Source organism: Streptomyces sp. NPDC006208 (assembly GCF_040613775.1).
Taxonomy (GTDB): Bacteria; Actinomycetota; Actinomycetes; order Streptomycetales; family Streptomycetaceae; genus Streptomyces.
Map to the genome: position 1 here is coordinate 24346 of NZ_JBEXSW010000043.1, position 26943 is coordinate 51288.

The 26943-nt window shown below is 71.6% G+C and carries 25 protein-coding genes; 13 read left to right on the top strand and 12 right to left on the bottom strand.

What is annotated here, in order from left to right; all coding sequences use genetic code 11:
* Window positions 1–20: 20 nt before the first annotated feature.
* Window positions 21–1193, top strand: a complete 1173-nt coding sequence (locus tag ABZ208_RS29605; protein WP_356912504.1) for a glycosyltransferase — start codon at window positions 21–23, stop codon at window positions 1191–1193.
* A gap of 3 nt (window positions 1194–1196) precedes the next feature.
* On the opposite strand, the gene ABZ208_RS29610 is transcribed toward ABZ208_RS29605, so the two are convergent.
* Window positions 1197–2474, bottom strand: a complete 1278-nt coding sequence (locus ABZ208_RS29610; RefSeq protein ID WP_356912505.1) for a TerD family protein — start codon at window positions 2472–2474, stop codon at window positions 1197–1199.
* 253 nt (window positions 2475–2727) lie between these two features.
* On the opposite strand from ABZ208_RS29610, the gene ABZ208_RS29615 reads away from it, so the two are divergent.
* The 4 genes from ABZ208_RS29615 to ABZ208_RS29630 all read left to right on the top strand — a co-directional run bounded on the left by ABZ208_RS29615 (window position 2728) and on the right by ABZ208_RS29630 (window position 7463).
* Complete coding sequence (locus tag ABZ208_RS29615; protein ID WP_328403515.1) at window positions 2728–3183, top strand: DUF6643 family protein; 456 nt, start codon at window positions 2728–2730, stop codon at window positions 3181–3183.
* 101 nt (window positions 3184–3284) lie between these two features.
* Complete coding sequence (locus ABZ208_RS29620; protein WP_356912506.1) at window positions 3285–4127, top strand: MOSC N-terminal beta barrel domain-containing protein; 843 nt, start codon at window positions 3285–3287, stop codon at window positions 4125–4127.
* Between the two features lie 186 nt (window positions 4128–4313).
* Window positions 4314–4922 carry a hypothetical protein gene (locus ABZ208_RS29625; protein WP_356912507.1) on the top strand — a complete coding sequence of 203 codons (609 nt, stop codon included), beginning with the start codon at window positions 4314–4316 and terminating at the stop codon, window positions 4920–4922.
* Between the two features lie 129 nt (window positions 4923–5051).
* Entirely contained in the window at window positions 5052–7463 is a 2412-nt protein-coding gene (locus ABZ208_RS29630) for a right-handed parallel beta-helix repeat-containing protein (RefSeq protein WP_356912508.1), read from the top strand.
* A 12-nt stretch (window positions 7464–7475) separates the two neighbouring features.
* On the opposite strand, the gene ABZ208_RS29635 is transcribed toward ABZ208_RS29630, so the two are convergent.
* On the bottom strand, window positions 7476–9878 hold the full coding sequence (locus tag ABZ208_RS29635; RefSeq protein WP_356912509.1) for a hypothetical protein: 2403 nt from the start codon (window positions 9876–9878) through the stop codon (window positions 7476–7478).
* A gap of 247 nt (window positions 9879–10125) precedes the next feature.
* Here ABZ208_RS29635 and ABZ208_RS29640 point away from each other — a divergent pair, with 247 nt between their 5' ends.
* The 3 genes from ABZ208_RS29640 (at window position 10126) to ABZ208_RS29650 (ending at window position 12054) form a co-directional block, all read left to right on the top strand.
* Window positions 10126–10983, top strand: coding sequence for a DeoR/GlpR family DNA-binding transcription regulator (locus ABZ208_RS29640; RefSeq protein WP_356912510.1), 858 nt, complete (start codon window positions 10126–10128; stop codon window positions 10981–10983).
* Window positions 10984–10995: 12 nt separating this feature from the next.
* Entirely contained in the window at window positions 10996–11454 is a 459-nt protein-coding gene (locus ABZ208_RS29645) for an SRPBCC family protein (RefSeq protein ID WP_356912511.1), read from the top strand.
* 117 nt (window positions 11455–11571) lie between these two features.
* Window positions 11572–12054 carry an SRPBCC family protein gene (locus ABZ208_RS29650; RefSeq protein WP_356912512.1) on the top strand — a complete coding sequence of 161 codons (483 nt, stop codon included), beginning with the start codon at window positions 11572–11574 and terminating at the stop codon, window positions 12052–12054.
* A 56-nt stretch (window positions 12055–12110) separates the two neighbouring features.
* Here the strand turns inward: ABZ208_RS29650 and ABZ208_RS29655 are convergent, their stop codons facing one another.
* Window positions 12111–13244, bottom strand: a complete 1134-nt coding sequence (locus ABZ208_RS29655) for a PLP-dependent cysteine synthase family protein (protein WP_356912513.1) — start codon at window positions 13242–13244, stop codon at window positions 12111–12113.
* 270 nt (window positions 13245–13514) lie between these two features.
* On the opposite strand from ABZ208_RS29655, the gene ABZ208_RS29660 reads away from it, so the two are divergent.
* Window positions 13515–13838 carry a hypothetical protein gene (locus tag ABZ208_RS29660; RefSeq protein WP_356912514.1) on the top strand — a complete coding sequence of 108 codons (324 nt, stop codon included), beginning with the start codon at window positions 13515–13517 and terminating at the stop codon, window positions 13836–13838.
* Window positions 13839–14021: 183 nt separating this feature from the next.
* Window positions 14022–14528, top strand: a complete 507-nt coding sequence (locus ABZ208_RS29665; RefSeq protein WP_356912515.1) for an ATP-binding protein — start codon at window positions 14022–14024, stop codon at window positions 14526–14528.
* Window positions 14529–14669: 141 nt separating this feature from the next.
* Here the strand turns inward: ABZ208_RS29665 and ABZ208_RS29670 are convergent, their stop codons facing one another.
* The 4 genes from ABZ208_RS29670 to ABZ208_RS29685 form a co-directional block, all read right to left on the bottom strand.
* On the bottom strand, window positions 14670–14960 hold the full coding sequence (locus tag ABZ208_RS29670) for an SHOCT domain-containing protein (RefSeq protein WP_356912516.1): 291 nt from the start codon (window positions 14958–14960) through the stop codon (window positions 14670–14672).
* A gap of 414 nt (window positions 14961–15374) precedes the next feature.
* Window positions 15375–16616, bottom strand: coding sequence for a cation:proton antiporter (locus tag ABZ208_RS29675; RefSeq protein ID WP_356912517.1), 1242 nt, complete (start codon window positions 16614–16616; stop codon window positions 15375–15377).
* Window positions 16617–16737: 121 nt separating this feature from the next.
* On the bottom strand, window positions 16738–17610 hold the full coding sequence (locus tag ABZ208_RS29680; protein WP_356912518.1) for a YhjD/YihY/BrkB family envelope integrity protein: 873 nt from the start codon (window positions 17608–17610) through the stop codon (window positions 16738–16740).
* A 148-nt stretch (window positions 17611–17758) separates the two neighbouring features.
* On the bottom strand, window positions 17759–18970 hold the full coding sequence (locus tag ABZ208_RS29685; protein WP_356912519.1) for an ROK family protein: 1212 nt from the start codon (window positions 18968–18970) through the stop codon (window positions 17759–17761).
* A gap of 76 nt (window positions 18971–19046) precedes the next feature.
* Here ABZ208_RS29685 and ABZ208_RS29690 point away from each other — a divergent pair, with 76 nt between their 5' ends.
* Window positions 19047–20336: an MFS transporter gene (locus tag ABZ208_RS29690; RefSeq protein WP_356912520.1), complete on the top strand. Its 1290-nt coding sequence runs from the start codon at window positions 19047–19049 to the stop codon at window positions 20334–20336.
* 98 nt (window positions 20337–20434) lie between these two features.
* On the opposite strand, the gene ABZ208_RS29695 is transcribed toward ABZ208_RS29690, so the two are convergent.
* Window positions 20435–20866: a MarR family transcriptional regulator gene (locus ABZ208_RS29695; protein ID WP_356912521.1), complete on the bottom strand. Its 432-nt coding sequence runs from the start codon at window positions 20864–20866 to the stop codon at window positions 20435–20437.
* Window positions 20867–20953: 87 nt separating this feature from the next.
* Here ABZ208_RS29695 and ABZ208_RS29700 point away from each other — a divergent pair, with 87 nt between their 5' ends.
* Complete coding sequence (locus tag ABZ208_RS29700) at window positions 20954–22516, top strand: MFS transporter (protein ID WP_356912522.1); 1563 nt, start codon at window positions 20954–20956, stop codon at window positions 22514–22516.
* A 117-nt stretch (window positions 22517–22633) separates the two neighbouring features.
* The gene (locus ABZ208_RS29705; RefSeq protein WP_356912523.1) at window positions 22634–22933 is read left to right on the top strand and encodes a hypothetical protein; all 300 of its coding nucleotides are present in this window, start codon (window positions 22634–22636) and stop codon (window positions 22931–22933) included.
* Window positions 22934–23122: 189 nt separating this feature from the next.
* On the opposite strand, the gene ABZ208_RS29710 is transcribed toward ABZ208_RS29705, so the two are convergent.
* The 4 genes from ABZ208_RS29710 to ABZ208_RS29725 all read right to left on the bottom strand — a co-directional run bounded on the left by ABZ208_RS29710 (window position 23123) and on the right by ABZ208_RS29725 (window position 26890).
* Window positions 23123–23674 (bottom strand): hypothetical protein, encoded by a 552-nt coding sequence (locus tag ABZ208_RS29710; RefSeq protein WP_356912524.1) that lies wholly within the window; start codon window positions 23672–23674, stop codon window positions 23123–23125.
* Window positions 23675–23905: 231 nt separating this feature from the next.
* A complete protein-coding gene (locus ABZ208_RS29715; RefSeq protein ID WP_356912525.1) occupies window positions 23906–24511 on the bottom strand; it encodes a TetR/AcrR family transcriptional regulator in 606 nt (201 codons plus the stop codon).
* Window positions 24504–25373, bottom strand: a complete 870-nt coding sequence (locus ABZ208_RS29720) for a fatty acid desaturase (protein ID WP_356912526.1) — start codon at window positions 25371–25373, stop codon at window positions 24504–24506. The genes ABZ208_RS29715 and ABZ208_RS29720 overlap by 8 nt, the downstream gene beginning before the upstream one ends.
* Entirely contained in the window at window positions 25370–26890 is a 1521-nt protein-coding gene (locus tag ABZ208_RS29725; RefSeq protein WP_356912527.1) for an NAD(P)/FAD-dependent oxidoreductase, read from the bottom strand. Before ABZ208_RS29725 ends, ABZ208_RS29720 begins: the two co-directional genes overlap by 4 nt.
* Between the last annotated feature and the right edge of the window lie 53 nt (window positions 26891–26943).

A 26943-nucleotide genomic window follows, 5' to 3' on the forward strand; every position in this document is an offset into this window, starting at 1 on the left:
CGTGGGGCAGACTGCGGCGAATGAGCGCTGTTGCTTGGACCGCCTTGGCGTCGCTTGCCGCATGGGGGTGGCTGCTGCTCGGGCAGGGCCTCTTCTGGCGTACGGACCAGCGGCTGCCGCCCCGCGCGGCTCCCGCGCGCTGGCCGGATGTCGCCGTCGTCGTGCCGGCCAGGGACGAGGCCGAGGCGCTGCCGCTGACTCTGCCGTCCCTGCTGGCCCAGGACTATCCCGGACGGGCGGAGATCGTGCTCGTCGACGACGGGAGCAGTGACGGCACCGGGGACGTGGCCCGTGCGCTGGCCGGCCGGTACGGCGGACTGCCGTTGCGGGTGGCGGTTCCCGGGGATCCCCCGCCCGGCTGGACGGGAAAGCTGTGGGCGCTGCGGCACGGCATGGCGCTGGCCGGCGCCGGCGATCCTGAGTATCTGCTGCTGACCGACGCCGATATCGCCCACAACCCGGACAGTCTGCGCGAGTTGGTGGCCGCCGCCGACGCGAACGGCCTGGATCTCGTCTCCCAGATGGCGCGGCTGAGGGTCGCCGGCGGGTGGGAGCGGCTGGTGGTGCCCGCGTTCGTCTACTTCTTCTCCCAGCTGTATCCGTTCCGCCGGGTCAACAGGCCCGGGTCGCGGACGGCCGCGGCGGCGGGCGGCTGTGTGCTGCTGCGCACCGAGAGTGCACGGCGGGCGGACGTTCCGCGCTCGATCCACCAGGCCGTGATCGACGATGTCTCTCTCGCACGCGCCGTGCAGGAATCGGGCGGACGGATCTGGCTGGGCCTTGCGGACGGGGTGTACAGCATGCGCCCGTATCCGCGGCTGGCGGATCTGTGGCGGATGGTCTCCCGCAGTGCGTACGCCCAGCTGCGCCACAGCGTGCTGCTGCTCGCCGGGACGGTGGCCGGTCTGGTACTGGTCTATCTCGTTCCGCCCGTGGCGCTGTTCACGGGGCTCGCGACCGGCGATGGCCCGGCCGCCTGGGCCGGGGGCCTGGCCTGGGCGGTGATGACGGCAACGTATCTGCCGATGCTGGGCCACTACCGCCAGCCGTTGCTGCTCGCTCCCACACTGCCGTTCACCGCCGGGCTGTACCTGCTGATGACCGTGGACTCGGCGGTGCAGCACCACCGTGGCCGGGGCGCGGCCTGGAAGGGGCGTACCTACGCACGCCCCGAGGCCGCGCCCGACCGCTGAGGGTCACTTCCTGCCCGGTGTCCAGTTCATGCCCCACCCGTACGTGTAGTCGATGGTGCGCTGCGGGCTCACGCCCCGCTCGGGAACGAGGAAGCGGGCCTCGCGCTGCACGACGAGGTCGGAGCCGGTGTTGGTGATCAGCGCGAGCGAGCAGACGGTCGACGGCACGGTGCACTCGCCGAGCGAGAAGTCGATGGCCGCGCCGTGCTGGGGCTGCAGTGTCACCGTCGCGTCCAGATCGGCGAAGCTGCGGGCCCCCGCGTAAATGGTCACGAAGATGACGACGCGGCGGATCTCGTTCTTGTGATCGAGGTTGATCGTGAGGTTCTCGCCGGGCGTGCCGCCGGTGCGGTCGTCGCCGTCGAGATGGATGTACGGGGGCTGGTGGAGCGCGCCGAAGGCGTTGCCGAGGGCCTGGACGACGCCTTTGCGGCCGTCGGTCAGCTCGTACAGGGCGCACAGGTCGAGGTCGAGATCGCCGTGCATGGCGACGGCCCGGCCGAGCTTGGCCCCCCAGCCCTGGAACTGCTTGCGCACCTGCCAGCTGAGGTTGACGCGCATCGCCCCGGAGGTGCCGCCCTGCTTGGTGAGGGAGACGGACGGGGCGTCCTTCGTCAGGGTGACCTTGGTGAGACGTACGGGCGCGGGCGGAGCGGTGGCGGCTGCTCCGAGCGGGGGCGGCGGCGGGGGTGCCATCGGGGCGGGCGGCACAGGGGCGGCGACGGGCGGCGCGGGAGGCGGTGGGGTCGGCTGCTGCGGTTCGTCGACCGTGATGCCGAAGTCCGTCGCCAGTCCCGCGAGTCCGCTCCCGTAGCCCTGGCCCACGGCGCGGAACTTCCAGGCGCCCTGGCGCCGGTAGAGCTCTCCGAGGACGAAAGCCGTCTCGACCGTGGCGTCGGCGCTGTCGTACCGCGCGATCTCGGCGCCGGACGCCGCGTCCAGCACCCTGATGTGCAGCCCCGGGACCTGGCCGAAGGTGCCGCCGTCGGCCGACGCCGCCAGCACGATCGTCTCGATCGCGCTCTCCACCCGTTCGAGGTCGACCGTCACCGCGTCGGTCACCGAGTCCGCCGAGGTCTGCTTCCCCTCGTAATGCACGGCGCCGGAGGCATGGTCGGGCTGGTTGTAGAAGACGAAGTCGGCGTCCGATCGGACCTTGCCGGAGGCAAGGAGGAGCGCCGACGCGTCGACGTCCGGCACCCCTGGCCCCGCTCCCCATCCCAATTCGACGCGAACGCGCTGCGCGGGCACCGACGTATTGGCCCCTTTAAGCATGGGCATGCTCGCCCCCATCTCGAGTCTCGGTCACCTGGAAGTTCATTTTGGGCTTCAACCTATGGCCCAGACCCGCTCGGCGACCCACCGACCCATCGGTAACCCGCTCTCAGCTCGCCCTTTACAGGATTCATGCGCTGCGGGACGACCGTTTTTGCCAGATTCGCTCACATTAGGGATCCACCGTCACTCACAGCTGCAGAAACAACCCTCTTATCGGGCTCCCCAACCAGCACATCGTGGGCTTAACTTATGTGCCATGACCTCCCCCCGCTCCACCTATGGCGGCGGTTACTACTCCGCGCCGTCGTTCCCCGACACCCCGATCTACGACTCCCTGGTCGCGGAGCGGGGCACGCCTCAGATCGCCCCGATCCGAGTGCCTGCCGCATACGACACCGGCAACAGCTACCTGCCGGCGCTCCCTGCGGCGCTCCCCGCCCTTCCGGCGGGCCCCTCTCCCGCCTACGGCTATCCCCAGCCGATGTATCAGCCCATGCAGCAGCCCGTCCCGCTGCAGCAGGCGCCCGCTCCGTACATCCCGCAGCAGGCGGTCGCACCGCGGGGCTACGCGCCCACGCAGTACCAGTCGCAGCCGTCGCGTCCGGTGCCCACCGGCTACGAAGCCATGCGTCCCGCCGCGGCACGCCCCGCCCCCGCGCCCGCGCCCTACGAGGACCCGTACAACCGCCCGTACCAGAGCCGGGGGTACTGACGGGCCGGGCCGGCTTTTTTGGGCGGCCCGACTGACTGGTCGGACAGGTCCGCCGCCAGATCTGCCGACCGACTGTCGGTGCCGGGTGTCACCATGGGGCCATGTCCGAGCCTGTCGTGCATTCCCTTCATGTCCACCCGGTCAAGTCATTGGCGGGGTGCGCGCCCGGTGAGGCGGTCGTGGAGCCGTGGGGGCTTGCAGGAGACCGCCGTTGGGCACTGGTCGACGCATCGGGCACGGTCGTCACCCAGCGCCGGTATCCGCGCATGGCTCCGGCGCGGGCCGAGCCGCTGCCCGGTGGCGGCATCCGGCTGACCGCACCGGGGCAGGAGCCGCTGGCCGTCGCCGTGCCCGAGCCGCGGGACACGGTGGTCACGGACGTCTTCGGGGACAAGGTCGAGGCGGTGCCCGCCGAAGGGCCTGCCGACGACTGGTTCAGCGCGTACCTCGGTGCGCAGGTCCGGCTGGTCCATCTCGACGACCCCGCCCACCGGCGCCCGCTCGATCCCGCGTACGCCCGCGCCGGGGAGACGGTCCATTTCGGCGACTCCTCCCCGCTGCTGCTCACCACCCTCACCTCGCTCGACGCCCTCAATTCCCTCATCGCACAGGGCGATCACGCCGACGAGGGTCCGCTGCCCATGACCCGGTTCCGGCCGAACGTCGTGGTTGCGGGCACGGCACCATGGGCCGAGGACGGCTGGCGGCGCATCGCCATCGGCGGGGTCACCTTCCGGGTGACCAAGCCCTGCGGCCGCTGTGTCATCACCACAACCGACCAGCGCACCGCCGAGCGCGGCAAGGAACCGCTGCGCACGCTGGCCCGTCATCGCCGCATCGGTGACCGGCTCGCCTTCGGCCAGTACCTCGTGCCGGAGGTGCCGGGACTGATCCGCCTGGGCGATGCGGTCACCGTTCTCGACGATGCGACGGCCGCGCCCTGACGCACCGCCGGCCTGCGGAGCACCGTCCCGTGCGCCCCTCGGCGGGGAACCCCGCGCGAGACGGCGCGTGCGACCGGTCGCGCGCCGCACTGCGAGGGTGACGTAGCTCTCTCTTCTCTCAACCCGCCCACATGCAGAGCCTCTCCGGGATATTACGGAACGGACACGGAAGGGGGGCAGCAGACCGTGCGAGCAGCTGTTGGCCTCTGGCGCTGGCGGCACAATCCGCTGTGCCGTGCCACCGATCTCCTGGAGGCATGGGTGGCGTTCGCCGCCGCCCTGCTTCTTGTCACCGCTGTCCCCGTGGCCGGGTGGACAGCAGGTTCGCTCAGTGAAGAGTCGCTGCGCGAATCGGCGCGCGTGCAGCGCCTGGAGCGGACGGCGACCAAGGCCACGGTGGTACGGCAGGCGCCCCACCCCAGGACCCCCGGCTTCGACCCCGAGTCGGGCCGTTCCGAGGACGTCCGCAGTCTGGTCGTGGCGAAGTGGACGGCCCCCGACGGCAGTTCGCACACCGGCACGGTCACCACCCGGAAGCGCTCGGCCCACCCGGGCGACACCTTCACGATCTGGACCGACGCGTCCGGCCTCCTGGTCCACCGCCCGATGGATCCGGCGTCCGTCGGGGTGCATGCGGCCCTCGCCGGCAGCGGCGCCGCGCTGATCGCCGGCGGACTCGTGGAATGCGCCAGACGGCTCGTCGTGTGGGGGCTGGTACGACACAGACTCGCCGACCTGGACCGGGCCTGGTCCGCGGTCGGTCCCGACTGGGGGCGCACCGGCGCAGGCAGCTGACCTGCCCCGTCCCGTCAACTCCGGCGCCCTGCGCGCGCTACGGTGGTGCGACCCCCACGGGGGTCCGGGGAGGCGTCCCCTCAGCGACGCGGCGGTGCACGAATCACGAGGTGGGGGCAGAGCAGCACGATGGCACAGGGCACGGTCCAGGTGACGCACACCGGCACATCGCGGTGGCGGCGCCGCACGGGCGAGTACGCCTCCCTCGCCGCCGCCCTGGAGGCCGCCGCCGACGGCGACATCCTCACCGTGGCACCGGGGACGTACCGCGAGAACCTCGTCGTCCAGCGGGCGGTGACGCTGCGCGGCGCCGAGGGCGCGGCGGGCTCGGTGCGGATCGCGCCGGCGGACGGGGTACCGCTCACCGTACGTGCCTCCGCGACCGTCCAGGATCTGCATGTGGAGGGCCAGGACTCGGCCGCGCCCGCGCTGCTCGTCGAGGACGGCACACCCGAGCTGACCGATCTGCGGATCGTCACGCGCTCGGCAGCCGGCATAGAAGTGCGCGGCGCCGCCCGCCCGACGGTGCGCCGTTGCACGGTCGACAATCCCGCGGGCGTCGGCATCGGCGTACTGGACGGCGCGGGCGGGGTGTTCGAGGACTGCGAGGTGGTCTCGGCCGGGCAGTCGGGAATCTCGGTGCGCGGCGGCGCGCACCCGCGTCTGGAGCGCTGCCGGGTGCACCATGCGTCGGGCGGTGGCCTGACCGTCTCGGGCGAAGGCACCGGTCTGGAGGCGATCGGCTGCGAGGTGTACGAGATCAAGGGCACCGGTGTGCAGATCGCCTCGCGCGCCACGGCCCATCTCACCGACTCGTCCGTGCACCGCACTTCGGGCGACGGGATCACGCTCGACACCGACGCCGTGCTGACCCTCTCCGACTGCGCCATCCACGACGTACCGGAGAACGGGATCGATCTGCGCTCGCGCTCGGTCCTCACGCTGACCCGCTCCACCGTGCGCCACTTCGGGCGCAACGGTCTGTCCGTGTGGGACCCCGGCACCCGCGTGGATGCCAACCGGTGCGAGATCCACGACAGCACGGGCGACTATCCGGCGGTCTGGGTCAGCGACGGCGCGAGCGCCGTCCTCGACTCCTGCCGGCTGCACGACGTCCCCGACGCGCTGTTCGTGCTGGACCGCGGTTCGCGCGCCGACGTCGTCGACAGCGACATCTCGCAGGTGCGCAACACGGCGGTGTCGGTGAGCGACGGCGCCACCGCGCAACTCGACGACTGCCGTATCCGTGAGGTCTCCACCGGTGCCTGGTTCCGTGACCACGGCAGCGGCGGCACCCTGAGCAGCTGCACCATCGACGCGGCGCAGACCGGAGTGATCGTCACCAAGGGCGCGGATCCGCTGATCGATCGCTGCACCGTCACCGCGCCCGCCGAAGCCGGTTTCTATGTCTCGGCCGAGGGCCGCGGCACGTTCCGCGGCTGCCGGGTCACCGGCAGCGGCGGTTACGGCTTCCATGTGATGGACGGCTGCCGTACCACGCTGAGCGGGTGCCGCACCGAGCGGTGCGCCCGCGGCGGCTACGAGTTCGGCGAGAACGACGGCCCGGTCGTCGAGGACTGCACCAGCGACGAGAGCGGTGTCCGGACCAAGGCCGAGCCCGCCGCCACCTCCGTGCTCACCGCCACCCAGTCGCCCGGTCTCCTCTCCCCGGTCCCGGGCGGGCCGGTGTCCCAGTCCCCGACCGAGGCCGCGGCGCCGGCCGGTGGCTCACGCGACTCGGGCGTGGTACTCGGTGAACTGGACGCTCTGGTGGGCCTGGAGAGCGTCAAACGCGAGGTCCGCAGCCTCACCAACATGATCGAGGTGGGCAGACGCCGCCAGGAGGCCGGGCTCAAGGCCGCCTCCGTCCGCCGCCATCTGGTCTTCACCGGCTCCCCCGGCACCGGCAAGACGACCGTGGCCCGGCTCTACGGCGAGATCCTGGCCTCGCTCCGGGTGCTGGAGCGCGGCCATCTCGTCGAGGTGTCCCGGGTGGATCTGGTCGGCGAGCACATCGGGTCCACCGCGATCCGCACCCAGGAGGCCTTCGAGCGGGCGCGCGGTGGTGTGCTGTTCATCGACGAGGCGTACGCCCTGTCGCCCGAGGACTCCGGGCGGGACTTCGGCAAGGAGGCCATCGACACACTGGTGAAACTGATGGAGGACCACCGCGACGCGGTCGTGGTGATCGTCGCCGGTTACACGGCGGAAATGCAGCGCTTCCTGTCGGTCAACCCCGGTGTCGCCTCCCGTTTCTCACGGACCATCACCTTCCAGGACTATGTGCCGGACGAGCTGCTGCGGATCGTGGAACAGCAGGCCGACGAGCATGAGTACCGGCTCGCCCCGGGGACGGACGAGGCGCTGCTGAAGTACTTCACCGAGCTGCCCAAGGGGCCCGCGTTCGGCAACGGCCGTACCGCGCGCCAGACGTTCGAGTCGATGGTGGAGCGGCATGCGGGGCGGGTCGCCGAGCTCGCGGAGACCAGCACCGACGACCTGACCCTGCTCTACCCGGACGACCTGCCCGAGCTGCCCTGACGACGAAGGGCCTCAGCGGGCCTGCCGGGGCACGGTCGGTCCGAGCCGCTCCAGCAGCTCGCCGCGCTCGGCCGCGAACGCCGGATCGGCCTGGTAGTCGGAGTGTCCGAGGATCGGCTCGGGCAGCGGGTACCGGTCCGAACGCCCGTACACGACAGGGTCCTTGAGCTCCTCCCGGTCGACCTCGCGATGGCGGCCCTCGGCGGGAATCAGCACGGGTCCGCCGATCGGGTCGGTGTGCCGGTACAGATTGCGCCAGCAGTCCATCTGGCTGCGCAGCTCCCGCAGGGCGTCCGTCCCGAAGTACGCCGGGAACCAGCGGCCGTACAGTCGCTCCAGCGGCGAGCCGTAGGTCAGTAACGCCACCCGGCGGCGGGTGGCCGCGGGCAGCTGCCACACGGCCGCGGCGGCCAGCACACTGCCCTGCGAGTGGCCCGAGATGACGAGCCGTCCGCCGGTGCGGGCCGTCCAGGTGCACATGCGCCAGGTGAGATCGGGTACGGCGCGCTCCGCGTAGCAGGGCGGGGCGAAGGGATGGGCGGCCCGCGGCCAGAACGTGCCCACGTCCCACAGAATGCCGACGGTGCGCCGGGCCGAGGCGTCGCGATAGGCGCGCCGGCCCATGGTGACGAACAGTATGAAGCCGAAGCCGATCAGCCAGGAGCCCAGCGCCTGTGCGGTCCCGGCGGTGGACTCGGCGAGAGTGCCGCCGTCCCCGAAGGCGAGGCCCGGCACCTCACCGCTCACCCACGCCCCGCCGACCGCGCCCGCCCCGAGCAGCAGCGTGGCCCCGGAGACGATGCCGACCAACCCGGGTGCGGCGTCGGTGAGCGCGGCGCGCGCCCGGGTCCCCGCGATCCTGCGGGTGCGGACGGTGTCGGGCCGGTCCTCGCCGTAGCCCGACTCGACGGTCGGCCGCAGAGCGCGGGCGGCGAGCCAGGTGCGGACCACGAGGACCACGGCCGGCACCAGCAGCACGACGAGCAGGACCGGGATGACGGAGGCCTGCCAGCTGAGCAGCACCGGGGGTCCGGGGATGGCCCCCTGGTCGTCCATCCCCGGAGTGCCCGAGCGGTCCAGCCAGTCCGCGACACGCTGGGCGACCCCGCCGGTCATCACCCCGCCGAGGGCGCAGGCGAGCATGGCGACAGCCGGGCCGCCGAAGCCGTGCAGGACGGTGCGGGGATGGCGCGCGCGGCGGTGCAGTGCCCGTGCGGCGACGGCGAGGGCGACCACCAGCGCGCCCTGGGCGAGGACGATGACACGGAAGGTGACATCGCCGGGAAGGGTGCCGGCGGAGGCCCAGCCGGGGCGTGACCAGGACGCGTACACCAAGGACAGGGCGAGCAGGGCGACCGCAGCGCCCGGCAGGTGACGCACCGTCGCCTTGTCGAGCCGGGCGTCGAGCCGCTTCTCGCTGCGCCCCCTGCGCAGTACCACCCACAGCACGGCGAGCCCGGCCGCGGCGAGGGCGCCTTCGAGGAGCATGCCGCTGAGCTCCAGTACGCCGTTGTCGGCGCCGCGGTCGTGACGGGCCGCCGCTCCGGCGACCGCGGCGGCGACGGTCAGCACTCCGGCGGCGGTGTGCGCGGCGCGCAGCCGGGCGACCAGACGGCGGCCGTACCAGAACCCGGGCCGCCCGAGGGCCGGCCGTACGACGGGCTTCGCCACGGACGCGTCATCCGCACCGCTCTCGGGGCGCTCGGCCTCCTCCTCGCCCTGGCCGTAGTCGTCCTCGACATCGCCGCACGCCTGCCACTCGTCGCCGGTCGGCGGGCGCTGCGACTCGTACGCGCTCCATGTGCGCTTGGAGAGGTACCACAGCAGGGCGACCAGCGCGGCCGGCACGGCCGAGGCGAGGGCGAGGCGCCGCCCCGGCTGGGACCACCAGCCGCCCTGGGCACTGGACATGAAGCCGAGCCAGGACCGCTCGGCGCTGCAGTCGGGCGAGCCGGCGCACTGCCAGGCCAGCAGATCGAGCGCGACCTCGCACGCGGCGGCGGTCAGCAGCACGGTGAGACTCAGCGCCACCAGCCGCACCAGCACCCCGTACAGCCTGGTGGTCCTGCGGAGCCCTGTGGCCCTCGGGCGCATCCAGTGCGCGAGGTTGACCACCATGAACGGAAGCAGCAGCAGCCACAGGGCCCGAGCCCCGTTGCCGGAGGTGAGGTTGGACCAGCAGTACGCCTCCCGGATGGGGCGCTCCCGGTAGTCCTGCGGGTGGCGCTCCGCCTCGGCGTCGTCGGTGCGCCGGTGGACCGCGGCCTTCTCGTCGCCGGTGATCCGCACCGTGCGGGGGTCGCGCAGCATGTCCTGGGGGGTGGCTCCGCCGACGCCGTGGACCAGCAGTTCGAGCGCCGGTCCCCCGCTGTGCGGTGCCTCGGTGTCGTAGGACGCCTCGGTGCCAGGGGTCACTTCTGTGACTCGCTCTCTCGATGGGAGGATCGATCGGTGCGCAGCCGCTCGGCGGTTCGTGGCCAGAATCCCGGATCGTGCCGGTTCGCCGCACGGCTCTCACGGAATCTCCCCCGAGCCCGTACCGCGGAAGCGCGTGCAAGGATGGGAAGCCTTGGCCACAGGCGACGTACAGCCACGTACAGGCACGCGAGGCGAGGTACGGCGAGCACGGTACGGCGACGACACGGAAGGACCGGCCCCGGCGGTGAGCGACAACCAGAACCTGCTCGCGGAGCAGCGGCGCGCCCTGATCCTGGACGAGGTGCGCAGGCGCGGCGGGGTACGGGTCAATGAACTCACCCGCAAGCTCAACGTCTCCGACATGACGGTGCGACGGGATCTGGACGCCCTGGCCCGGCAGGGGGTCGTCGAGAAGGTCCACGGTGGCGCGGTCCCGGTCGTCGAGGCGAGCACGCACGAGCCCGGCTTCGAGGCCAAGTCGGCGCTGGAGCTCAGTGCCAAGGAGGACATCGCGCGGGCCGCGGCGCTGCTGGCAGTACCCGGCAGCGCGATCGCGCTGTCCGGCGGCACCACGACCTTCGCGCTGGCACACCATCTGCTGGAGGTGCCCGACCTGACGGTGGTCACCAACTCCGTACGGGTCGCCGACGTCTTCCACTCGGCGCAGCGGGCCGGCGGGCCGGGCGGCCCGCGCCCCGGCGCGGCGACCGTCGTGCTGACCGGAGGGGTGCGTACACCGTCGGACTCGCTCGTGGGCCCGGTGGCCGACCAGGCCATCCGCTCACTCCACTTCGACATGCTGTTCATCGGCGTGCACGGCATCTCGGTGGAGGCGGGTCTGTCCACCCCGAATCTGGCGGAGGCGGAGACGAACCGGCGGTTCGTCCAGGCCGCGCGGCGGGTGGTGGTGGTCGCCGACCACACCAAGTGGGGGACGGTGGGCCTCAGTTCGTTCGCGCAGCTCACGGATGTGGACACCCTGGTGACGGACGCGGGCCTTTCGGCCGCGGCCCGCACGGAGATGGCGGAACACCTGCCGGGACTGGTCGTGGCGGGCGGTACCGGGGCGCAGACCGGGACCGCCGACGCCCAGGGCGACTGAGGCGGGCAGGGCATGACGGTCTTTCGGATCACCCGGGCCACCGCCCTGCCGGCCCAGGCCTGCTGGCTGCGGGTGACGGACTGGTCCGCCCATGCCGCTCAGATGCCGCTGACCTCGGCCCGGGTGACGACGCCTGCGCCGGCCGGGGTCGGCACGGTGTTCGTGGTGCGCAGCGGGATCGGACGCTGCGGGTTCGACGATCCCATGGAGGTCGTGCGCTGGGAGCCGCCGCAGGCAGGCCGTGCCGGGGTCTGCCGGCTGGTCAAGCGCGGCCGGGTGATCACCGGCTGGGCGGAGGTCGAGGTGATCCCCGCGGGCTCGGACGGCGACTCGGGCTCGGTGGTCGTATGGACGGAGGACCTGCGGATCCGGCCGCTGCCACGGCTGCTCGATCCGCTGGTGGCGCGGGTGGGCCGGCGGGTGTTCGGCCGCGCGCTCGACGGGCTGCTCGCCCGGGTTCCGGCCGGCTGACCGACTGCCGAGGCGGCGGACGTCCGATGGACTGCCCGGGGGTGCGGACATCCGACGAGCCGCCGGATAGGGTGGCGGCCCCGCCCCACCCCTGCGCTCCGCTGGAGGTACGGACCCATGGCACGCCGACTGCGCCCCGTAGAGCTCGACTTCGTCGAGACCGCTCCGCTGCGGCTGGTCTTCTCCGCCGAGGTGGCAGCCTCCCCCACCGCCGTGTACTCAGCGCTCGCCGACGATGTCGCCGCCTGGCCGACGTGGTTCACGGCCGTGACCGCGGCCCGGCCCACCGACGGGGGCTCGGGCCGTGAGGTCAGGCTCAGGGGCGGGACGGTGTTCGCCGAGCGGATCATGGCCAAGGAGCCCGGCACCCGCTACGCGTACCGCGTGGACGAGACCAACGCCCCTGGTCTGCGGGCGCTGTTGGAGGAGTGGCGGATGACCCCGACCGCGACGGGCACACGGGTGCAGTGGACCTTCGCAGCCGACGGGCCCGCGCCCCTGCGGGCCGTACTGCGGCTGGGCCGGGCGGGATTCGGGCGCGCCTTCAAGGACGCGGTGCGCAATCTGGACCGCAGGCTGGCCAGGTCCGCCGCGTCCTGACCCGTCCTGGCCCGTCCTGACCCACCGTGCTCCGGCTCACGCCGTACGCGGGCCGGTCAGCAGGGCCAGTCGCCGCTCTCGAGGAACCGGGCGATGGCGGCCGCGTACGGGCGGATGTCCAGGTCCTGCCGGGCCAGCCATTCGTCGGAGTAGTACTTGTCGAGATAGCGGTCGCCCGGGTCGCAGAACAGTGTGACCACGCTCCCGCGCTGCCCCGAGGCCACCATCTCGGCGACGATCTTCAGCGCGCTCCACAGACCGGTGCCGGTGGAGCCGCCCGCCTTGCGGCCGATGGCGACCTCCAGGGCGCGAACGGCCGCGATGCTCGCCGCGTCGGGCACCTTCATCATCCGGTCGATCGCACCGGGTACGAAACTCGGCTCCATCCGGGGCCGGCCGATGCCCTCGATCCGGGATCCGCAGTCGCTCGTGGCGTACGGATCGCCCTGGGTCCAGCCGTCGAAGAAACAGGAGTTCTCCGGGTCGGGCACACAGATACGGGTGTCGTACTGCATGTAGTGCACGAAGCGGGCGATGGTCGCCGATGTGCCGCCGGTTCCCGCGGTGGCGACGATCCAGGCGGGTTCCGGATAGCGCTCGAGCCGCAGCTGCTGAAAGATCGATTCGGCGATGTTGTTGTTGCCCCGCCAGTCGGTGGCCCGCTCGGCATAGGTGAACTGGTCCATGTAGTGCCCACCGGTGCGCTCGGCGAGCGCGGCCGATTCTTCGTACATCTTCCGGGAGTCGTCGACGAAGTGGCACTGTCCGCCGTGGAATTCGATCAGTCGGCACTTCTCCGCGCTCGTGGTGCGCGGCATCACGGCGATGAACGGAACACCGATCAGCTTGGCGAAGTAGGCCTCGGACACCGCGGTCGAGCCGCTGGACGCCTCGATGACCGGCTTGCCGGGTCTGATCCAGCCGTTGCACAGCCCGTACAGGAACAGCGAGCGGGCCAGGCGGTGCTTGAGGCTGCCGGTGGGGTGGGTGGACTCGTCCTTGAGATACAGGTCGATGCCCCACTCGTGGGGCAGCGGGAAGCGCAGCAGATGCGTGTCCGCGGAACGGTTCGCATCCGCCTGGACCTTGCGCACGGCCTCTTTCAGCCATGCCCGGTACTCCGCGTCGCTGCGGTCCACGTCGACGGTGGCCACCGCCTCGCCCGCAACCGTCTTCTCGACTCTGCTCATGTGCCCTGTTCCTCGCCTCGTCGTCCCGCCGCCACCCGGCCAGGCAGCGCCCGGGAGGCCTTGTCCCGCCCCGGCCGTCCATCCGCCCCCTTCTGCAACAGTAAGCCCCTCACCTGGGCAAACGTTCACTTTGGGGACCCATAGGGGTACCTTGGGAATGCCTTGCGGCGGCGGCCCGTTACGTGGTGGCGCCATCCACACGTACTGGTGCACACGGCGCAGGTTGTGCAGACTTCCCTCAGAAGTCACTGCGAAGGGGACGGAGACACGATGGCTACGGCAGAGCCCGAGTTCAGTGCCACGGGCGTACGGATCGAGCGCTGGCCGCGCTCGCTCACCCGGGCCGGCCAAGTGCTGATCAAGGACGGCAGGCTGGCCCTCATGACCAGCTACGGCCGGGTGATCGAGAGCGCGCCGGTCCGCGCGGTGACGGCGGGCAGGCCGTGGTTCGCGGGCGACGACAGCACGGTCGCCACCCTCAACGGCAAGCGGTACCGCCTGACCATGGGCCAGCGCAACCACCGGCCCGACGCACGGGCCCTGGCGGGGCGTTTCCTCGATGCCGTGCGCGGTGCGGGCGGCAGCAGCGGCTGACAGCGCGCCTGCACGCAGCGCGAGTTGCGGACCTGTGGGTGATGGTTCACGCTGGTCTCACGTCACTCAGGGTTCACCGGCGGTCACGCTGCGATCCAGCCCCGCCGGCCACATCAGCAGACGGCCGACTGCTGGATCCGTCCTTCGTCTTCTTCCGGAAACTCACTTCGGGGAGTCGCAGCCGTGATCAGCCAGCCAAGCAGGCACTGCACGGTGGAGCTCCAGGCCCTGCCGTCGCGGATCGGACAGGTCCGCAGAATCATCTCGGCGCAACTGCGCTACTGGCACCTCGATCCTCTGATCGACCAGGCAGCGCTCGGCGTCACCGAGCTGCTCACCAATGTCCACCGGCATGCTCAGCCGGACAAGACATGCACCGTCGACATCGAGCTGCTGCTCGACCGGCTCACCGTCTCGGTCCACGACCGCGATCCGCGGCTGCCGACCGTCGGGGCCATGGACGGCCTTGCCACTTCCGGGCGCGGTCTCGCGCTGATAGCGGCGGTGAGCGAGAGCTGGGGAGTCCGGCCGGAGGGCGACCTGGGCAAGGTCGTCTGGTTCTCGCTGCCGGCCGCCTACGCGCCGGAGGTGTCCCTGCCCGGATACCCGGTGGTGTACGGGGCGACCACGACCGGCCCCTTCACCGGGACACGGCCGCAGGTACCCGTACGGACAACCGTCTCCGGCTGACCGGACGGAAGGACGCGCGGGCCCACGGCCCCGGCATGGTCACCGCCCCGTCGCGCAGGCGCTGCTCGGCCGCCCCGGCCGGAGACCTTCGCGGCGTCGATCACCCGGGCGGCGACCCGGGTCCGGGTGTGGGGCGCGGCGTCATGCCGCACCGTCCTTGGGTACACGTCCGAACTGCTCGTCCAGGACGGACAGCCGCCGCCAGTACTCGTCCTCGTCGATCTCACCGGCAGCGAACCGGCGGCCGAGCAGCGCGATCGGCGAGTTCTCGCCGGGCGCGGAGGTACGCACGCCCTGCCAGGGCGCGCGCCGGCCACGGACGATGCCGGTGCGGCGCAAGGCGGTGACGACGCCGATGACGACGGCCGCCCAGATCAGCGGGAAGAACAGGACCCACGGGCCGGGTCCGGATGCATGGGCGAGTGTGTTCACGGTGGTTCAGCTCCTCGGTGGCGATGATGTTTCGTCGTTGATTCCGAGGTTCGCGCCGGCAGGCGCCGAAGTCGTCGTACGGCCAGCGGCAGTTCGCCTACCACGGCGGGAGTACGCAACGCGGCCGCAACTGCTTCCCCTGTGAGCCCGACGTGATGGGGAGCTGTTGTGCACCCCGGTCGACAGGACGCTGCGTCGGCTGCGCGACCGGCTCGCGGCAATCGTGCGCCAGGGACAGGAACGCGGTGAGCCGGGAGACACGCTCGCCTCGGCCGGTCGCGAAGACGATCGCGGGCGGCGGTACAGGGCGGTGCCATGTGCCCGCCCGTGGTCCGTACGAGGCCGCACGGGTCGGCCCCGTAGCGGGTCACGCCAGGCCGTGGGCGGCGCTGGTGAATGCCGGTGGCGAACCGGTCACGGTTCGTCGTCCCGGCTCCCGGCCGGGAGCGCACCGGTCGGGACGGCGCTGCTGCGCCGGGCGTAGAAGCGGCAGATCGGCTCGGTGCTCAGCCCGTGCAGCACGATGCTGGCCATGACGGTCATCACCATGACGCGGGCGATGAAGTCCGCGCTCTCGTCGGGCAGATCGATGACCGCGAGTGCCCCGAAAACGATGGAGGTCACGCCTCTCGGGCCCATCCAGCCCAGGAAGAGCTTGTCCGCCGGTTTCAGCCCCGTCCCCGTGAGCACCAGCAGGACGGGAAGCAGGCGGAGCAGCGTGACGGCGATCAGCGCGTAGAGGATGACCGAGGCCTCGAGGCCCTCCCAGAACATGTTGTTGACGATCTGCCCGAACAGGAACCAGAGCGCGAGGGTCATCAGGGCGACCAGATCGTCGGTCATCTCCACCGCGCTCTCGGGGAGCCGCCGCAGCGCCGGGGCGATGCACACACCGGCCACGAAGCAGGCGACGAATCCGTTTCCCCCCAGAGCAGCGGAGAGGCTGTACGCCGCCACCGGGACGGCGAGCACGCCCAGCCTCAGCGCCGACGGCTGGGTCCACCCGCGCGACCACGACAGGCGCAGCAGCCGGCCGGCCACGGAGCCGATGACCAGGCCGCTGACGAGGGCCCAGCCGGCTGCCTCGACCGCTGCCAGCAGCGCGCTCGCGTAGTCGGCATGGGCACCGTGCGATTCGGCGGCGACGGCGATGCACAGGAGAAAGACCGGCGAGATGATGCCGTCGTTGAGGCCTCCTTCGACGTTGAGGACCTCGCGCAGCCGGGAAGGGATTCTGCGGTCGCGGACGACGGCCGCGGTGGGGGCCAGATCCAGCGGCACGACGACGGTCGCCAGGACCGCGAGCAGCCACCCCGACTCACCGGGGAAGATGAGAAATCCGGCCAGGAACGCGGCGCACAGGGTGAGCGGCAGAGCACCGGCGAGCAGGCGCACGACCAGCCTTTTCTCCCGCCCGAGGATTCCGCCGGGAACCTCGATGGCGTCCACGAAGAGCAGCAGGGCCAGGACGACTTCCACCGCGTGCTCGAACACGGCCGTGTCGAAATCGAATCTGAGCGGGGGATCCGATCCTGCGGTCAGCGCGATACCGGCCACCATCATCGCAATGGGCGCGGTGATGCTCCATCGCGAAAGTCTGTGCGCGAGCAGCGACCAGACGAACAGAACTCCCGCGATGACCGCAACGGCAAGCATGGCACCCGCTTTCCTGCTCTGCGCACCCCCGCCTCGGGCAGAGCTTAGGGGCGCTTCACGCGGCCGTCGTCGACGCTGCCGGGGGTGTCACCCGTTGCCGCCGTCCGAGCCCCGAGAGGGCCTAGGCCGGGTGGTGCCTGCCGTGTTCCAGCACGATCTCGCGCTCCAGCCGGCGCCGGGTGAGCGCCTCGTGGATCAGCCGTCCCACCAGGGCGCCGGCGTAGACGACCACGCCGACGCCGACGAGCCAGGACTGGATGACGAGGACCGTCCCGAACGGCCCGTACGTGACCGCGTTCGAGGCGATCAACGGGGAGAAGACCATTTGGGAGAAGATCCGCAGTCCCAGCATGAACAGGGCCGTGGTCACTGCCCCGGGGATCAGCGCCCGCCAGCGGACCCTGCCGCACAGCAGCAGCCGCTGGGAGGCCCAGAAGAACAGGAAGGTGCCGATCAGATCGCCCAGTGCCACAACCACGGTGAGAGGGACGGAGTCCTCCGGTTCGGGCGTGTTGACGAACGCGATCAGGGAGAAGATGAGCAGGGCAAGCCAGACCACATGGCGCCACAAGGTGTGCCAGCGGGCCGTGGGCAGGTCCCACACCTTCTCGTAGCCGGTCTGTACGGCGGAGCCGAAGGTCAGTCCGAACACGGTGAGCGCGGCCAGGCCGAATGCCGTGGTGCGCTGCAGCGCCTGCCCCGGCAGACCGAACAGCCGCTCCACCTCGTCCTGGGACTCCTTGGACACTCCGAGCGCCGCGCCCATCCAGCGGGCGAAGCCCTGGCCGCTCGCCGGGTCGGCCGCGGCGACGAGGATCAGCAGCGGTACGAGGGTCAGAAAGCCGAGTGCGGCAAAGCCCATGGCCCGGTGCATCAACTCCATCTCGCGGGCGCGGTTCCAGCCCAGGCCCACGGGTGAGGCCTCGATCCAGTCGTACAGACGGAGGAGCCGTGGGTTCACGGTGCGTTCCGGGCCGGAGGGCTTGTCAGTCATGGTCGTGGACTACCCGCAACCGCGGAGGGAGCCGTCCCTCGTGCCTCCGGACGGGTGTCGGCCACCGGTGCGGGCCGGGACCACCGGCGCCGGGTGCGGACCTCCGGCGCGCGGAGCGGGCAGGCTCCCACCGCGGACCCGGCGCTCATCAGCCGAGGGCGCCGAGCGGGTCGTCCAGGACCGGCTGCCATGCCAATTCGGCCGCACCCACCAGGCTGTTGTGGTCGAGGGTGCAGGCCAGGATGGGAACGCCTCCGCTGCGGCCCCACAGGCTGCGGTCGGCGACCACGGCACGCAGCCGGTCCGGGTCGGCGTCCAGCAGGTCGCGGTGCAGTCCGCCGAGGATGATGCGGTCCGGGTTGAGGATGTTGACCAGCCCGGCGAGCCCGAGGCCGAGGCGGTCGATGAGTTCCTCGGCGGCGGCCCGCACGGTCGGATCGCCGTAGTCGGCGCGCAGCAGTTCCCGGGACTGTTCCAGGAGCGAGACCTCGGGGCCGGGATCGCGGCCGGCGGCCGTGAGGAAGGCGAGCGGGTCGGCCTCGACATCGAGGCAGCCTCGACTGCCGCAGTGACAGGGACGGCCGTCGGGGGTGACGGTGAGATGGCCGACCTCGAGGGCGAGCCCGGAGCTCCCGGTGTGCAGACGGCCGTCGAGGACCAGCGCCCCGCCGACACCGCGGTGGCCGGTGGCGACGCAGAGCAGATGCTGTGCCCCCCGTCCGGAGCCGTGGCGGTGTTCGGCGAGTGCCGCGAGATTGACATCGTTGCCGGTGAACGCCGGTCCCTGGATCCCGGCGGCGTGTACCTGCTCGGCGAAGATGTCCCGTACCGGGGCCCCTGCCGGCCACGCCAGATGCAGCGGATTGAGCGCGGTGCCGTCCGGCTCGGCGACCGCGGAGGGCACGGCGAGTCCGGCGCCGACGCACCGCCGGCCACTGGCGCGCAGCAGGTCGGCGCCGGCTGCCACGACCTCGCCGAGCACCTGCGCGGGGTCGGCCTGGACCGTGACACAGCCGGGCGCGGTGGCGACGGTACGGCCGCCGAGTCCGACCAGGGCGGCGCGGAATCCGTCGGCATGCACCTGGGCGGCGAGGACGACGGGGCCGGTGTCGTCGATCTCGAGGCGGTGCGAGGGGCGGCCCTGGGAACCCGCTGCGGCGGTGGGCCGGGAGTCGACGCGGATCAGGCCGAGGGCCTCGAGTTCGGCGGCCACGGCGCCGGCGGTGGCGCGGGTGACGCCGAGTTCGGCCGTGAGGACGGCGCGCGTCGGGGCACGGCCGGTATGCACCAGTTCCAGCGCAGGGCCGAGTGCGCTCCTGCCCCGTTCCAGCTTTGCCCGCGTCGTCGCGTTGCCGTTCATGAAGGCGAGTCTCCCATGATCCCGTCGCTCGTCTGCCGCCTTGTACGGAACGGCCGCCGCCCCCTATCCTGACTTTGTGCCGCTCATAAACAAACTCAGGACGGCCGCACCGGGGGGACCCGGCAGAGACCCTGCCCCCACCCCCCTGTCCCGCCTCCGCACCGCGCTGACCGTCTTCTTCGCCCTCGACGGCTTTCTCTTCGCCGGCTGGGTCGTCCGCATCCCCGCCATCAAGCAGCAGACCGGGTCGTCGACAGGCGACCTGGGACTCGCCCTCCTGGGGGTCTCCGCCGGAGCGGTGGTGACGATGACCCTCACCGGACGGCTCTGCCGCCGCTACGGCAGCCATCCGGTGACCGTGGCCGCCGGCGCACTGCTCGCGCTGAGCATGGCGCTGCCGCCGCTGACCCGTTCGGCCGCGGCCCTCGGCCTGGTACTGCTGGTCTTCGGCGCCGCCTACGGCGGGATGAACGTCGCCATGAACAGCGCGGCGGTCGACCTCGTGGCCGAGATGCGACGGCCCGTCATGCCCAGTTTCCACGCGGCGTTCAGCCTCGGCGGGATGCTGGGTGCAGGGCTGGGCGGGCTGGTCGCGGGCGGGCTGTCCCCCACCGCGCATCTGCTCGGCCTGACCGTCGCCGGGCTGGCTGTCACGGCCACGGCCGGGCCGGTACTGCTGCGCCACCCCGCACCTGCCCCCGCCGGCGGCACGGACCGGACCACGCCCCGCCGGATGTCGGGCCGCACGCGTCGGCTCGTTCTGCTCTTCGGCGTGATCGCGCTGTGCACCGCGTACGGGGAGGGGGCGATGGCGGACTGGAGCGCGCTCCATCTGGAGCAGGATCTGCACGCCCACCCGGGCGTCGCCGCCGCCGGCTACTCACTGTTCGCCCTGGCCATGACCGCCGGCCGACTGTCCGGCACAGCCCTGCTGGAGCGCCTGGGTCAGACCCGCACGCTGGTCGCGGGCGGCCTGACGGCCGCCGCGGGCATGCTGCTCGGCGCGCTCGCGCCCGGCGTATGGGCGGCTCTGCTCGGTTTCGCCGTGACCGGCCTGGGCCTCGCGAACATCTTCCCGCTGGCGGTGGCCCGCGCGGGTGCGCTGGCCGGACCCGCCGGCGTGGCCGCTGCCTCGACACTCGGATACGGCGGAATGCTGCTGGGCCCGCCCGCGATCGGCTTCCTCGCGGACTGGTTCTCACTGCCGCTGGCCCTCACGACGGTCGCGGCGCTCGCGGCGGGCGCGGCACTGATCGGTTACGGGGCCCGGCACGCCACGCCCGCGGCCACGAACGCGCACCAGCCGCAGCCGGCACACCGGCCGGCCGCCCTGGTGGACGGCACCGACGAGCCGTCACTGCGCTGACCGGCTTCCGTGCCCGATGCCACGGAACCGGCTGCCGCCGGATGCCGAGTCGGTCACCGGCGAGCGGGGTTCGCGCCGATCCGGCGCGAACTCCGCTGTCACGCCGTGGCCGCCCCGGCCCCGGGCTGCTCCACGCCCGACAGCATCCGGGAGAGCACCGCACGCTGAACCGGCTGCACCTGGGCATGACGCGCCCGGCCCTCGCCGGTGAGCCGTACGCGCACCCCACGCCGGTCCTCGCTGCACATCCCTCGGGTCACCAGGCCGTCCTTCTCGAGCCGTGCGACCAGGCGGGACAGCGCACTCTGGCTGAGGTGGACGCGGGACGCGAGCTCCTGGACGCGGTACGAGCAGGCATCGCCCTCGGCGTCGGCCGGAATCTCGGCGAGCACGTCGAGCACCTCGAAGTCGCTGGCGCCGAGCCCGTGCTGGTGCAGCTCACGGTCGAGTTCGCAGGTCGTACGGGCGTGAAGTGCGAGAACGTCCCGCCACTGCTCCACGAGCGCCCGCTCGGACTTCGTTGCTCCCATGACCGCACGGTAGCAGAAAAGCGGCACTTTGTTGCACGAGAATTAAATGCACTTGCATTCAATGCATGTGCATGTAGCGTGCTGCCCATGACCACACCGATCGCCGTCCCCGATACGCAGGAGCGCTGGAGCCCCCGTCTGTGGGGCACTCTGCTCGTGCTCTGCGCCGCTATGTTCCTGGACGCCCTGGACGTCTCGATGGTGGGCGTCGCCCTGCCGTCCATCGCCACTGATCTCGGCCTGTCCACCTCGACCCTGCAGTGGATCGTCAGCGGCTACATCCTCGGCTACGGCGGACTCCTCCTGCTCGGCGGCCGCGCGGCCGACCTCCTCGGCCGGCGCCGCGTCTTCCTGATCGCCCTCGCCGTCTTCGCGCTCGCCTCCCTGCTCGGCGGGCTCGTCGACTCCGGACCGCTGCTGATCGCCAGCCGGTTCATCAAGGGCCTGAGCGCCGCCTTCACCGCGCCCGCCGGGCTCTCGATCATCACCACGACCTTCAGGGAAGGCCCGCAGCGCAACCGCGCCCTGTCCATCTACACCACCTGCGCCGCCACCGGATTCTCCATGGGCCTGGTGCTCTCCGGGCTGCTCACCGAGGTGAGCTGGCGGCTGACGATGCTGCTGCCCGCGCCGATCGCTCTGATCGCGCTGATCGCCGGCGTCAAGCTGATCCCCCGCAGCAGCCGAGAGGACTCCGGCAAGGGATACGACCTTCCGGGCGCCGTCACCGGCACGCTCTCGATGCTGCTGCTCGTCTTCACCGTCGTCCAGGCTCCCGAGGCGGGCTGGACCTCGGCCCGGACCCTGCTGTCGTTCCTCGCCACCGCCGCGCTGCTCACCGTGTTCACCACCATCGAGCGGCGCAGCGCCCACCCGCTGATCCGGCTGGGCGTGCTGCGCTCGGGCAGCCAGATCCGGGCCAACCTCGGCGCCGCGTTCTTCTTCGGCAGTTACGTCGGCTTCCAGTTCCTCGTCACGCAGTACATGCAGTCCCTGCTCGGCTGGTCGGCCCTGCAGACGGCACTGGCCTTCCTGCCTGCGGGCGCACTGGTGGCCCTGTCGTCGACGAAGATCGGCTCGGTCGTCGACCGGTTCGGCACACCGCGGGTGATCGCCACCGGATTCTCGCTCCTGGTGATCGCCTACGCGCTCTTCCTCCGCATCGACCTCTCCCCGAGCTACGCAGCGGTGATCCTTCCGTCGATGCTGCTGCTCGGCGCGGCCTGCGCCCTGGTCTTCCCCTCCCTCAACATCCAGGCCACCAACGGCGTCGAGGACCACGAACAGGGCATGGTCTCCGGACTGCTCAACACCTCGATCCAGGTCGGCGGCGCGATCTTCCTCGCCGTCGTCACCGCGGTCGTCACGGCGGGCGGTGACACGGGCCGCTCCCCGCAGCAGGTGCTGGACAGCTTCCGCCCCGGCCTGGTGGTGGTCACCGTTGTTGCGGCGGGCGGACTGCTGATCACGCTGACCGGGCTGCGCACACGCCGCCGTCAGGACAGCGTGCTGGTGGCGAGGTCCGCACCGCGGCGCGAGCCGTACCAGCTTGGTGAAGCGGCTCCTCCGCTTGTCGGCACAGCCGGCAGTGAAGCGGGTAGGGCCGGGCGGGAAGCAGCGGCGACGCCTCCTCGCGAGGCGGACCGATGACACCGCCGATGCTTGTCTCACGCCCCCGTCCTGGGGCCGGCTCGGCTCTTCCCATGGCGCTGGGAAGCCATGTCGGAGTGTGGCCGCGTGCGGGACGCAGGCACGACAGTCCTGGGCATGACCATGCGACGCAGAGACGATGATCCCGCCGACGACGACAACTCCGGTTGGACCATGGACAAGTTGCGCGAGGGCACCCTCATCCGCACGAAGGTCTACCCGGAGCGCATCGACCAGATCTCCGACCACCACCGAGCCTCCTCATCGAGGAGGGACCGGGGGATGACGCTGCTCGAGTACGTCGGCTGGGTGGGCAGGATGCCCAAGTCGGAGTTGCACGTGTACCGCGACCGGGTCATGTCGGGCAGCGGCGGGCCGCGGTGTACGACGCGTGGTTGTCCACGCGGATGGCCGTGACGGAGATCCAGTCGCTGCAGAGAGGCTGGGGGCCCGGTGAGCCGGACAGGTGGATGTGACGGGGGGCTCCGGTCGGTTCGGACCCCACCCGTTGACGTACGGCTTGAGATCTTCAGGCTTGAACGTCGGCCCGGACGGCCTGGTTGATGGTTGCGTCGGCGGGTCGGGGTCTCCGCGTGGTCGCGGTACTCACAGCGCCGGGAAGACCACCGCGAAGAACAGCCACAGCAGCACCGCCCAGAACAAGGCCGCGGTGAGCGAGACCAGGAGGGAGCTGCGCCACTTCAGTACCAGGAAGGGGAACATCACCAGGGCGGCCCAGTGCCCGGCAACATCGATGAACACCCGGGCCGCCTCGGCCAGCGTCCTCGCCCGGCCCTGTGCGAGATAGCCGAGCAGGCGCTGGGAGGTGAAGCCGTAGAGGCCGAAGACGACGGGGAAGAACCAGAAGGGCGTGATGTCGACGAGCATGCTTTCCGACAGGTCGTCGAACATCACGAGATAGATGACCGCCGCGGCCGTCAGGCCGCCCAGCAGGGCGACCAGGTAGAGGGGTTTGAGCGCCGCCGCCTCGGGCGGACCCGCAGACGGGACCAGCGGGGAGGCGTACGGCACGTCCGGCGGCGGCACCCGGACGACCTGGTGGCAGTGCGGGCACCGCACGTCCGTGCCGCTCTGCTCAGGCGGCACGGACATGAGGTGCCCGCACGAGGCGTGAAAGTCGATCCGTCTCTCGTTCACAAGCAGTCTCCCCGGGGAAAATCACGCGACTGAAGCGGGCCGGCAGCGCGGACATGGCACAGCCGGCGGACGGCCGACCCGTTCCAGGACCACAGGACGCGCCGCCCAGCGGCCTGGTTCCCGCCTCGCGTTGCGTTGTTTCGCCCGCGATCCGGACGGGGTCCGCATCCGCGACGTGGCCGCCCGCAGCGGGCGGGCTCGCGATGTGGCTGCCGGACCGGCGCCGGATTCTCAACCCGCCCGGCGTGCCCGCCGGTTCAGGCGAGGGATCCGGTCGAAGACCGCGGCGAGCCTGGCGGCCTGGTCGAAGAGTGTCGCCGGGCGGGAGCGGTCGCCGTCGAGGTGGGTGAGGGTTTCCATGCCGAGGTAGAAGGCAACGGACGCACTCGCCAGTACGGGTACACGCACGATGGACGCGAGTGGTTTGCCGCGCAGCAGCGCACTCAGCAGTTCCTCGGCCAGCGCCTCCCAGTTCCGGGTTTCGAGGGCCAGTTGGGCGGCCAGCCTCGACCCGGGCCTGGCGCCGGCGTACAGCTCCTGAACAGCGGCGATGTGCCCGGTTTCGGTGTCCTCGTCGTAGAGCTCGCGGAGCCGTGCGACCGTGGGCAGGGCCCGGTCGGTCCCGGACAGTTCTGCGCGATAGCGCCGTATCCGGGATGCGCTGGTCCGGGCCAGCGCCGCCACCAGCAGATCGTCCAGGTCCGAGAAGTGGTAGTAGATCACTCCGGGGGCGAAGCCGCCGGTCTGGGCGATCGCCCGCGCGGTCGTGCCTCCGTAGCCGTTGCGCACCAGGCAGGCGAGGGTGGCGTCGAGGACGCGGTCACGTGTGTCAGACAACGCGCACCGGCCGGACCCCGTGGGCGGCGAAGTGGCCTTCGAGCCGGCGCGAGAGCTCCGGCAGGTGATGGCTGGGCACACGCGGGTAGAGATGGTGCTCCAAGTGGTAGGTGAGCTCCAGGAAGACGGCGGGGATGATCCTCCCGCGAAGGGTGCGGGTCTGCGTCAACGGGGTGTCTCCGTAGTCGTGGTGCGGCAGGTACACCGTCAGGAGGGGGTACACCCAGCTCCCGACGATCGCCATCACCGTATAGACCAGCACTCCTGGCGTGTGGGGCAGGAGCAGCACTCCCCCGCCGAGCGCGGCGAACGGGGCCGTGGCTTCCGCGAGGAGCCAACGGCGGTCCCGCCCGCGCCGGTAGGACCAGAACCACAGGCGCACGAGGAACACGGGGCCGTAGCAGACGGCGCCGAGCAGTGACAGCTCGGCCGGGTAGCCCTCCGGGTCGTCGGGGTGCGGGAAGATCCGGTGGTGCTGGGTGTGCGTGGACCGGTAGGCGTGCCCGCTCTCCAGCAGGACCAGCCCCATCGCGAACAGCGCCCAGTCGGTGGCGCGGGGGGACAGGCCGATCGTGCGGTGCACGACGTCGTGGGTGACGGTCACGACGGCGACGAAGATGCCGAAGACGATCACGGGAGTCAGCCACCACCAGCCCAGCCAGACAGCGCCCGCAAAGCACAGCACTCCGGCGCCCGGGCGGGACAGAGCGACGATCCGCTGCCTGCGTGTGGTGACGAGGAGATCCTCGCCGAGCTCCGCCAGGGTCGGCAGACCCGGTGCCGGGGACCCTGCCGTCCGAGGCGGCAAGGTGACCGGTACGACCGGTGGTTCGGGCCCTGTGGCCGGATCGGTCGGGGTCATCGGGTCCGTCCCTTCTCCCTCAGCATGCCCTCGGCGACGATGCGGCTGCCCAGCACGCAGGCGACCGTGCCGAGGCCGGGCCAGGTCGAGTCGCCGACGAGCCACAGCCCGGGACCGCCGAGATCGTGCGGTACGGCGTGCTGGTTGGTGTTGCGCAGATGCTGGCGCACGCCGCCGACCGCTCCGTCCGGACGGAAGCCGAACCGTTCGTAGCTGCGGGGCGTTCCGGTCTGCGCGAACACGGCTCGCTCTCCGAGACGGGGGTACACGCGCCGGGCCAGGGCCACCAGTTGTTCGCCTGCTTCCTTCTTGCGCTGCTCGTACGCGGCCTCGTCGAGGCCGCGCCAGGCGGCGAGGTCGGTGTGGGTGGAGATCATCACCGCTCGGTGGCCGGGCGGGGCGCTGAGCGTGTCGCCGGGAGCGGACACGGAGACGAACATGTTGTTGCCGTCGCCCAGGGGACGGTCGTACGCCTGCAGCACCTGATGGTGCGTCAGATCATGACCCGCCACCTCGGACTCGGGTACGCCGAGGAAGACCACGGTCGCACCGCCCAGCGCGTCCGCGTCCCGTTCCAGGTACGTCCGCAGCCTGCGGGCGACCGGGAGCCCCGCGCAGATCGTCGCCGTGGTGGCGGCGGGGACCGCGCAGACGATACGGCGGGCATGCACGACGCCCCGGCGGGTGGTCAGCCGGTAGGCACCGGGGCCGCCTTCGACGCGCGCGACGGGGCAGCCCACCCGGAGCGAGCCACCGAGGCCCCGGTAGTGCTGCACGAGGACGCGCCAGAATCCGTGCATGCCTCCGGTGTGGCGGCTGAGTCCCGCGCCCCGGATGGTCACCCCGAGCGCCGCGTTGATGAGGGGCGCGTCGTCGACCGTCGTGTGCACGGTGTCCTCGACCAGCATGCCGAGCAGCCCTACGAGCGCGTCGTCGCCGCGCAGGGAGTGGTCCCGCAGGGCGTCGCCCAGGGTTCGGTTCAGGTGGCGGGCGAGCCGTACGCCGGGTATGCCGACTGCCCGCAGGTCGTGGAGGGCGTCGGCGGGCCGGCGTATCGGCAGTCGTACGCCCCTGCGGCTGGCCTGCCAGAAGGTGTGCGCCAGTCGGTCGAGCAGCTCCCAGAAGCGGCGATGGTCCTCGCTGTCGCCGAGCTTGCGCAGCCGTTCCTCGTGCCACGCGGCCTGATCGCGGTGCAGCACGACCTGACGGTCCGGCAGAAAGGCGCGGTAGCCGGGCAGTTCATGCGCGTCCAGCGGCGGGATGCCCACGCTCTCGAGCAGTTCGCCGCCGACACCACCGGGGCCGAAGTCGACCAGGGTGGTCGCCCCCACGTCGAAGGAGAAACCCCGCTTCCGGTAGTACCCGGCACAGCCGCCCGCGTGGCCGTGCGCCTCCAGCACAAGCGTGGACAATCCGGCCGCCTGCAACCGCAGCGCCGTGGCCATGCCCGCCATACCGCCGCCGATCACCGTCACGTCGGCATGCTCGCGGACGTTCTGAACATCTGTTCTGAACATCCGTTCAGGGTGGGCTACTTCAACCTTCGCGTCAAGAGTTCCGACGTGTCCGA

Excerpts from the sequence above, each read along its gene's own strand:
- ABZ208_RS29605 (WP_356912504.1), top strand. The coding sequence starts at position 21 with ATGAGCGCTGTTGCTTGGACCGCCTTGGCGTCGCTTGCCGCATGGGGG.
- ABZ208_RS29610 (WP_356912505.1), bottom strand. The coding sequence starts at position 2,474 with ATGCCCATGCTTAAAGGGGCCAATACGTCGGTGCCCGCGCAGCGCGTT.
- ABZ208_RS29615 (WP_328403515.1), top strand. The coding sequence starts at position 2,728 with ATGACCTCCCCCCGCTCCACCTATGGCGGCGGTTACTACTCCGCGCCG.
- ABZ208_RS29620 (WP_356912506.1), top strand. The coding sequence starts at position 3,285 with ATGTCCGAGCCTGTCGTGCATTCCCTTCATGTCCACCCGGTCAAGTCA.
- ABZ208_RS29630 (WP_356912508.1), top strand. The coding sequence starts at position 5,052 with ATGGCACAGGGCACGGTCCAGGTGACGCACACCGGCACATCGCGGTGG.
- ABZ208_RS29645 (WP_356912511.1), top strand. The coding sequence starts at position 10,996 with ATGACGGTCTTTCGGATCACCCGGGCCACCGCCCTGCCGGCCCAGGCC.
- ABZ208_RS29650 (WP_356912512.1), top strand. The coding sequence starts at position 11,572 with ATGGCACGCCGACTGCGCCCCGTAGAGCTCGACTTCGTCGAGACCGCT.
- ABZ208_RS29655 (WP_356912513.1), bottom strand. The coding sequence starts at position 13,244 with ATGAGCAGAGTCGAGAAGACGGTTGCGGGCGAGGCGGTGGCCACCGTC.
- ABZ208_RS29660 (WP_356912514.1), top strand. The coding sequence starts at position 13,515 with ATGGCTACGGCAGAGCCCGAGTTCAGTGCCACGGGCGTACGGATCGAG.
- ABZ208_RS29675 (WP_356912517.1), bottom strand. The coding sequence starts at position 16,616 with ATGCTTGCCGTTGCGGTCATCGCGGGAGTTCTGTTCGTCTGGTCGCTG.
- ABZ208_RS29680 (WP_356912518.1), bottom strand. The coding sequence starts at position 17,610 with ATGACTGACAAGCCCTCCGGCCCGGAACGCACCGTGAACCCACGGCTC.
- ABZ208_RS29685 (WP_356912519.1), bottom strand. The coding sequence starts at position 18,970 with ATGAACGGCAACGCGACGACGCGGGCAAAGCTGGAACGGGGCAGGAGC.
- ABZ208_RS29695 (WP_356912521.1), bottom strand. The coding sequence starts at position 20,866 with ATGGGAGCAACGAAGTCCGAGCGGGCGCTCGTGGAGCAGTGGCGGGAC.
- ABZ208_RS29700 (WP_356912522.1), top strand. The coding sequence starts at position 20,954 with ATGACCACACCGATCGCCGTCCCCGATACGCAGGAGCGCTGGAGCCCC.
- ABZ208_RS29705 (WP_356912523.1), top strand. The coding sequence starts at position 22,634 with ATGACCATGCGACGCAGAGACGATGATCCCGCCGACGACGACAACTCC.
- ABZ208_RS29720 (WP_356912526.1), bottom strand. The coding sequence starts at position 25,373 with ATGACCCCGACCGATCCGGCCACAGGGCCCGAACCACCGGTCGTACCG.
- ABZ208_RS29725 (WP_356912527.1), bottom strand. The coding sequence starts at position 26,890 with ATGTTCAGAACAGATGTTCAGAACGTCCGCGAGCATGCCGACGTGACG.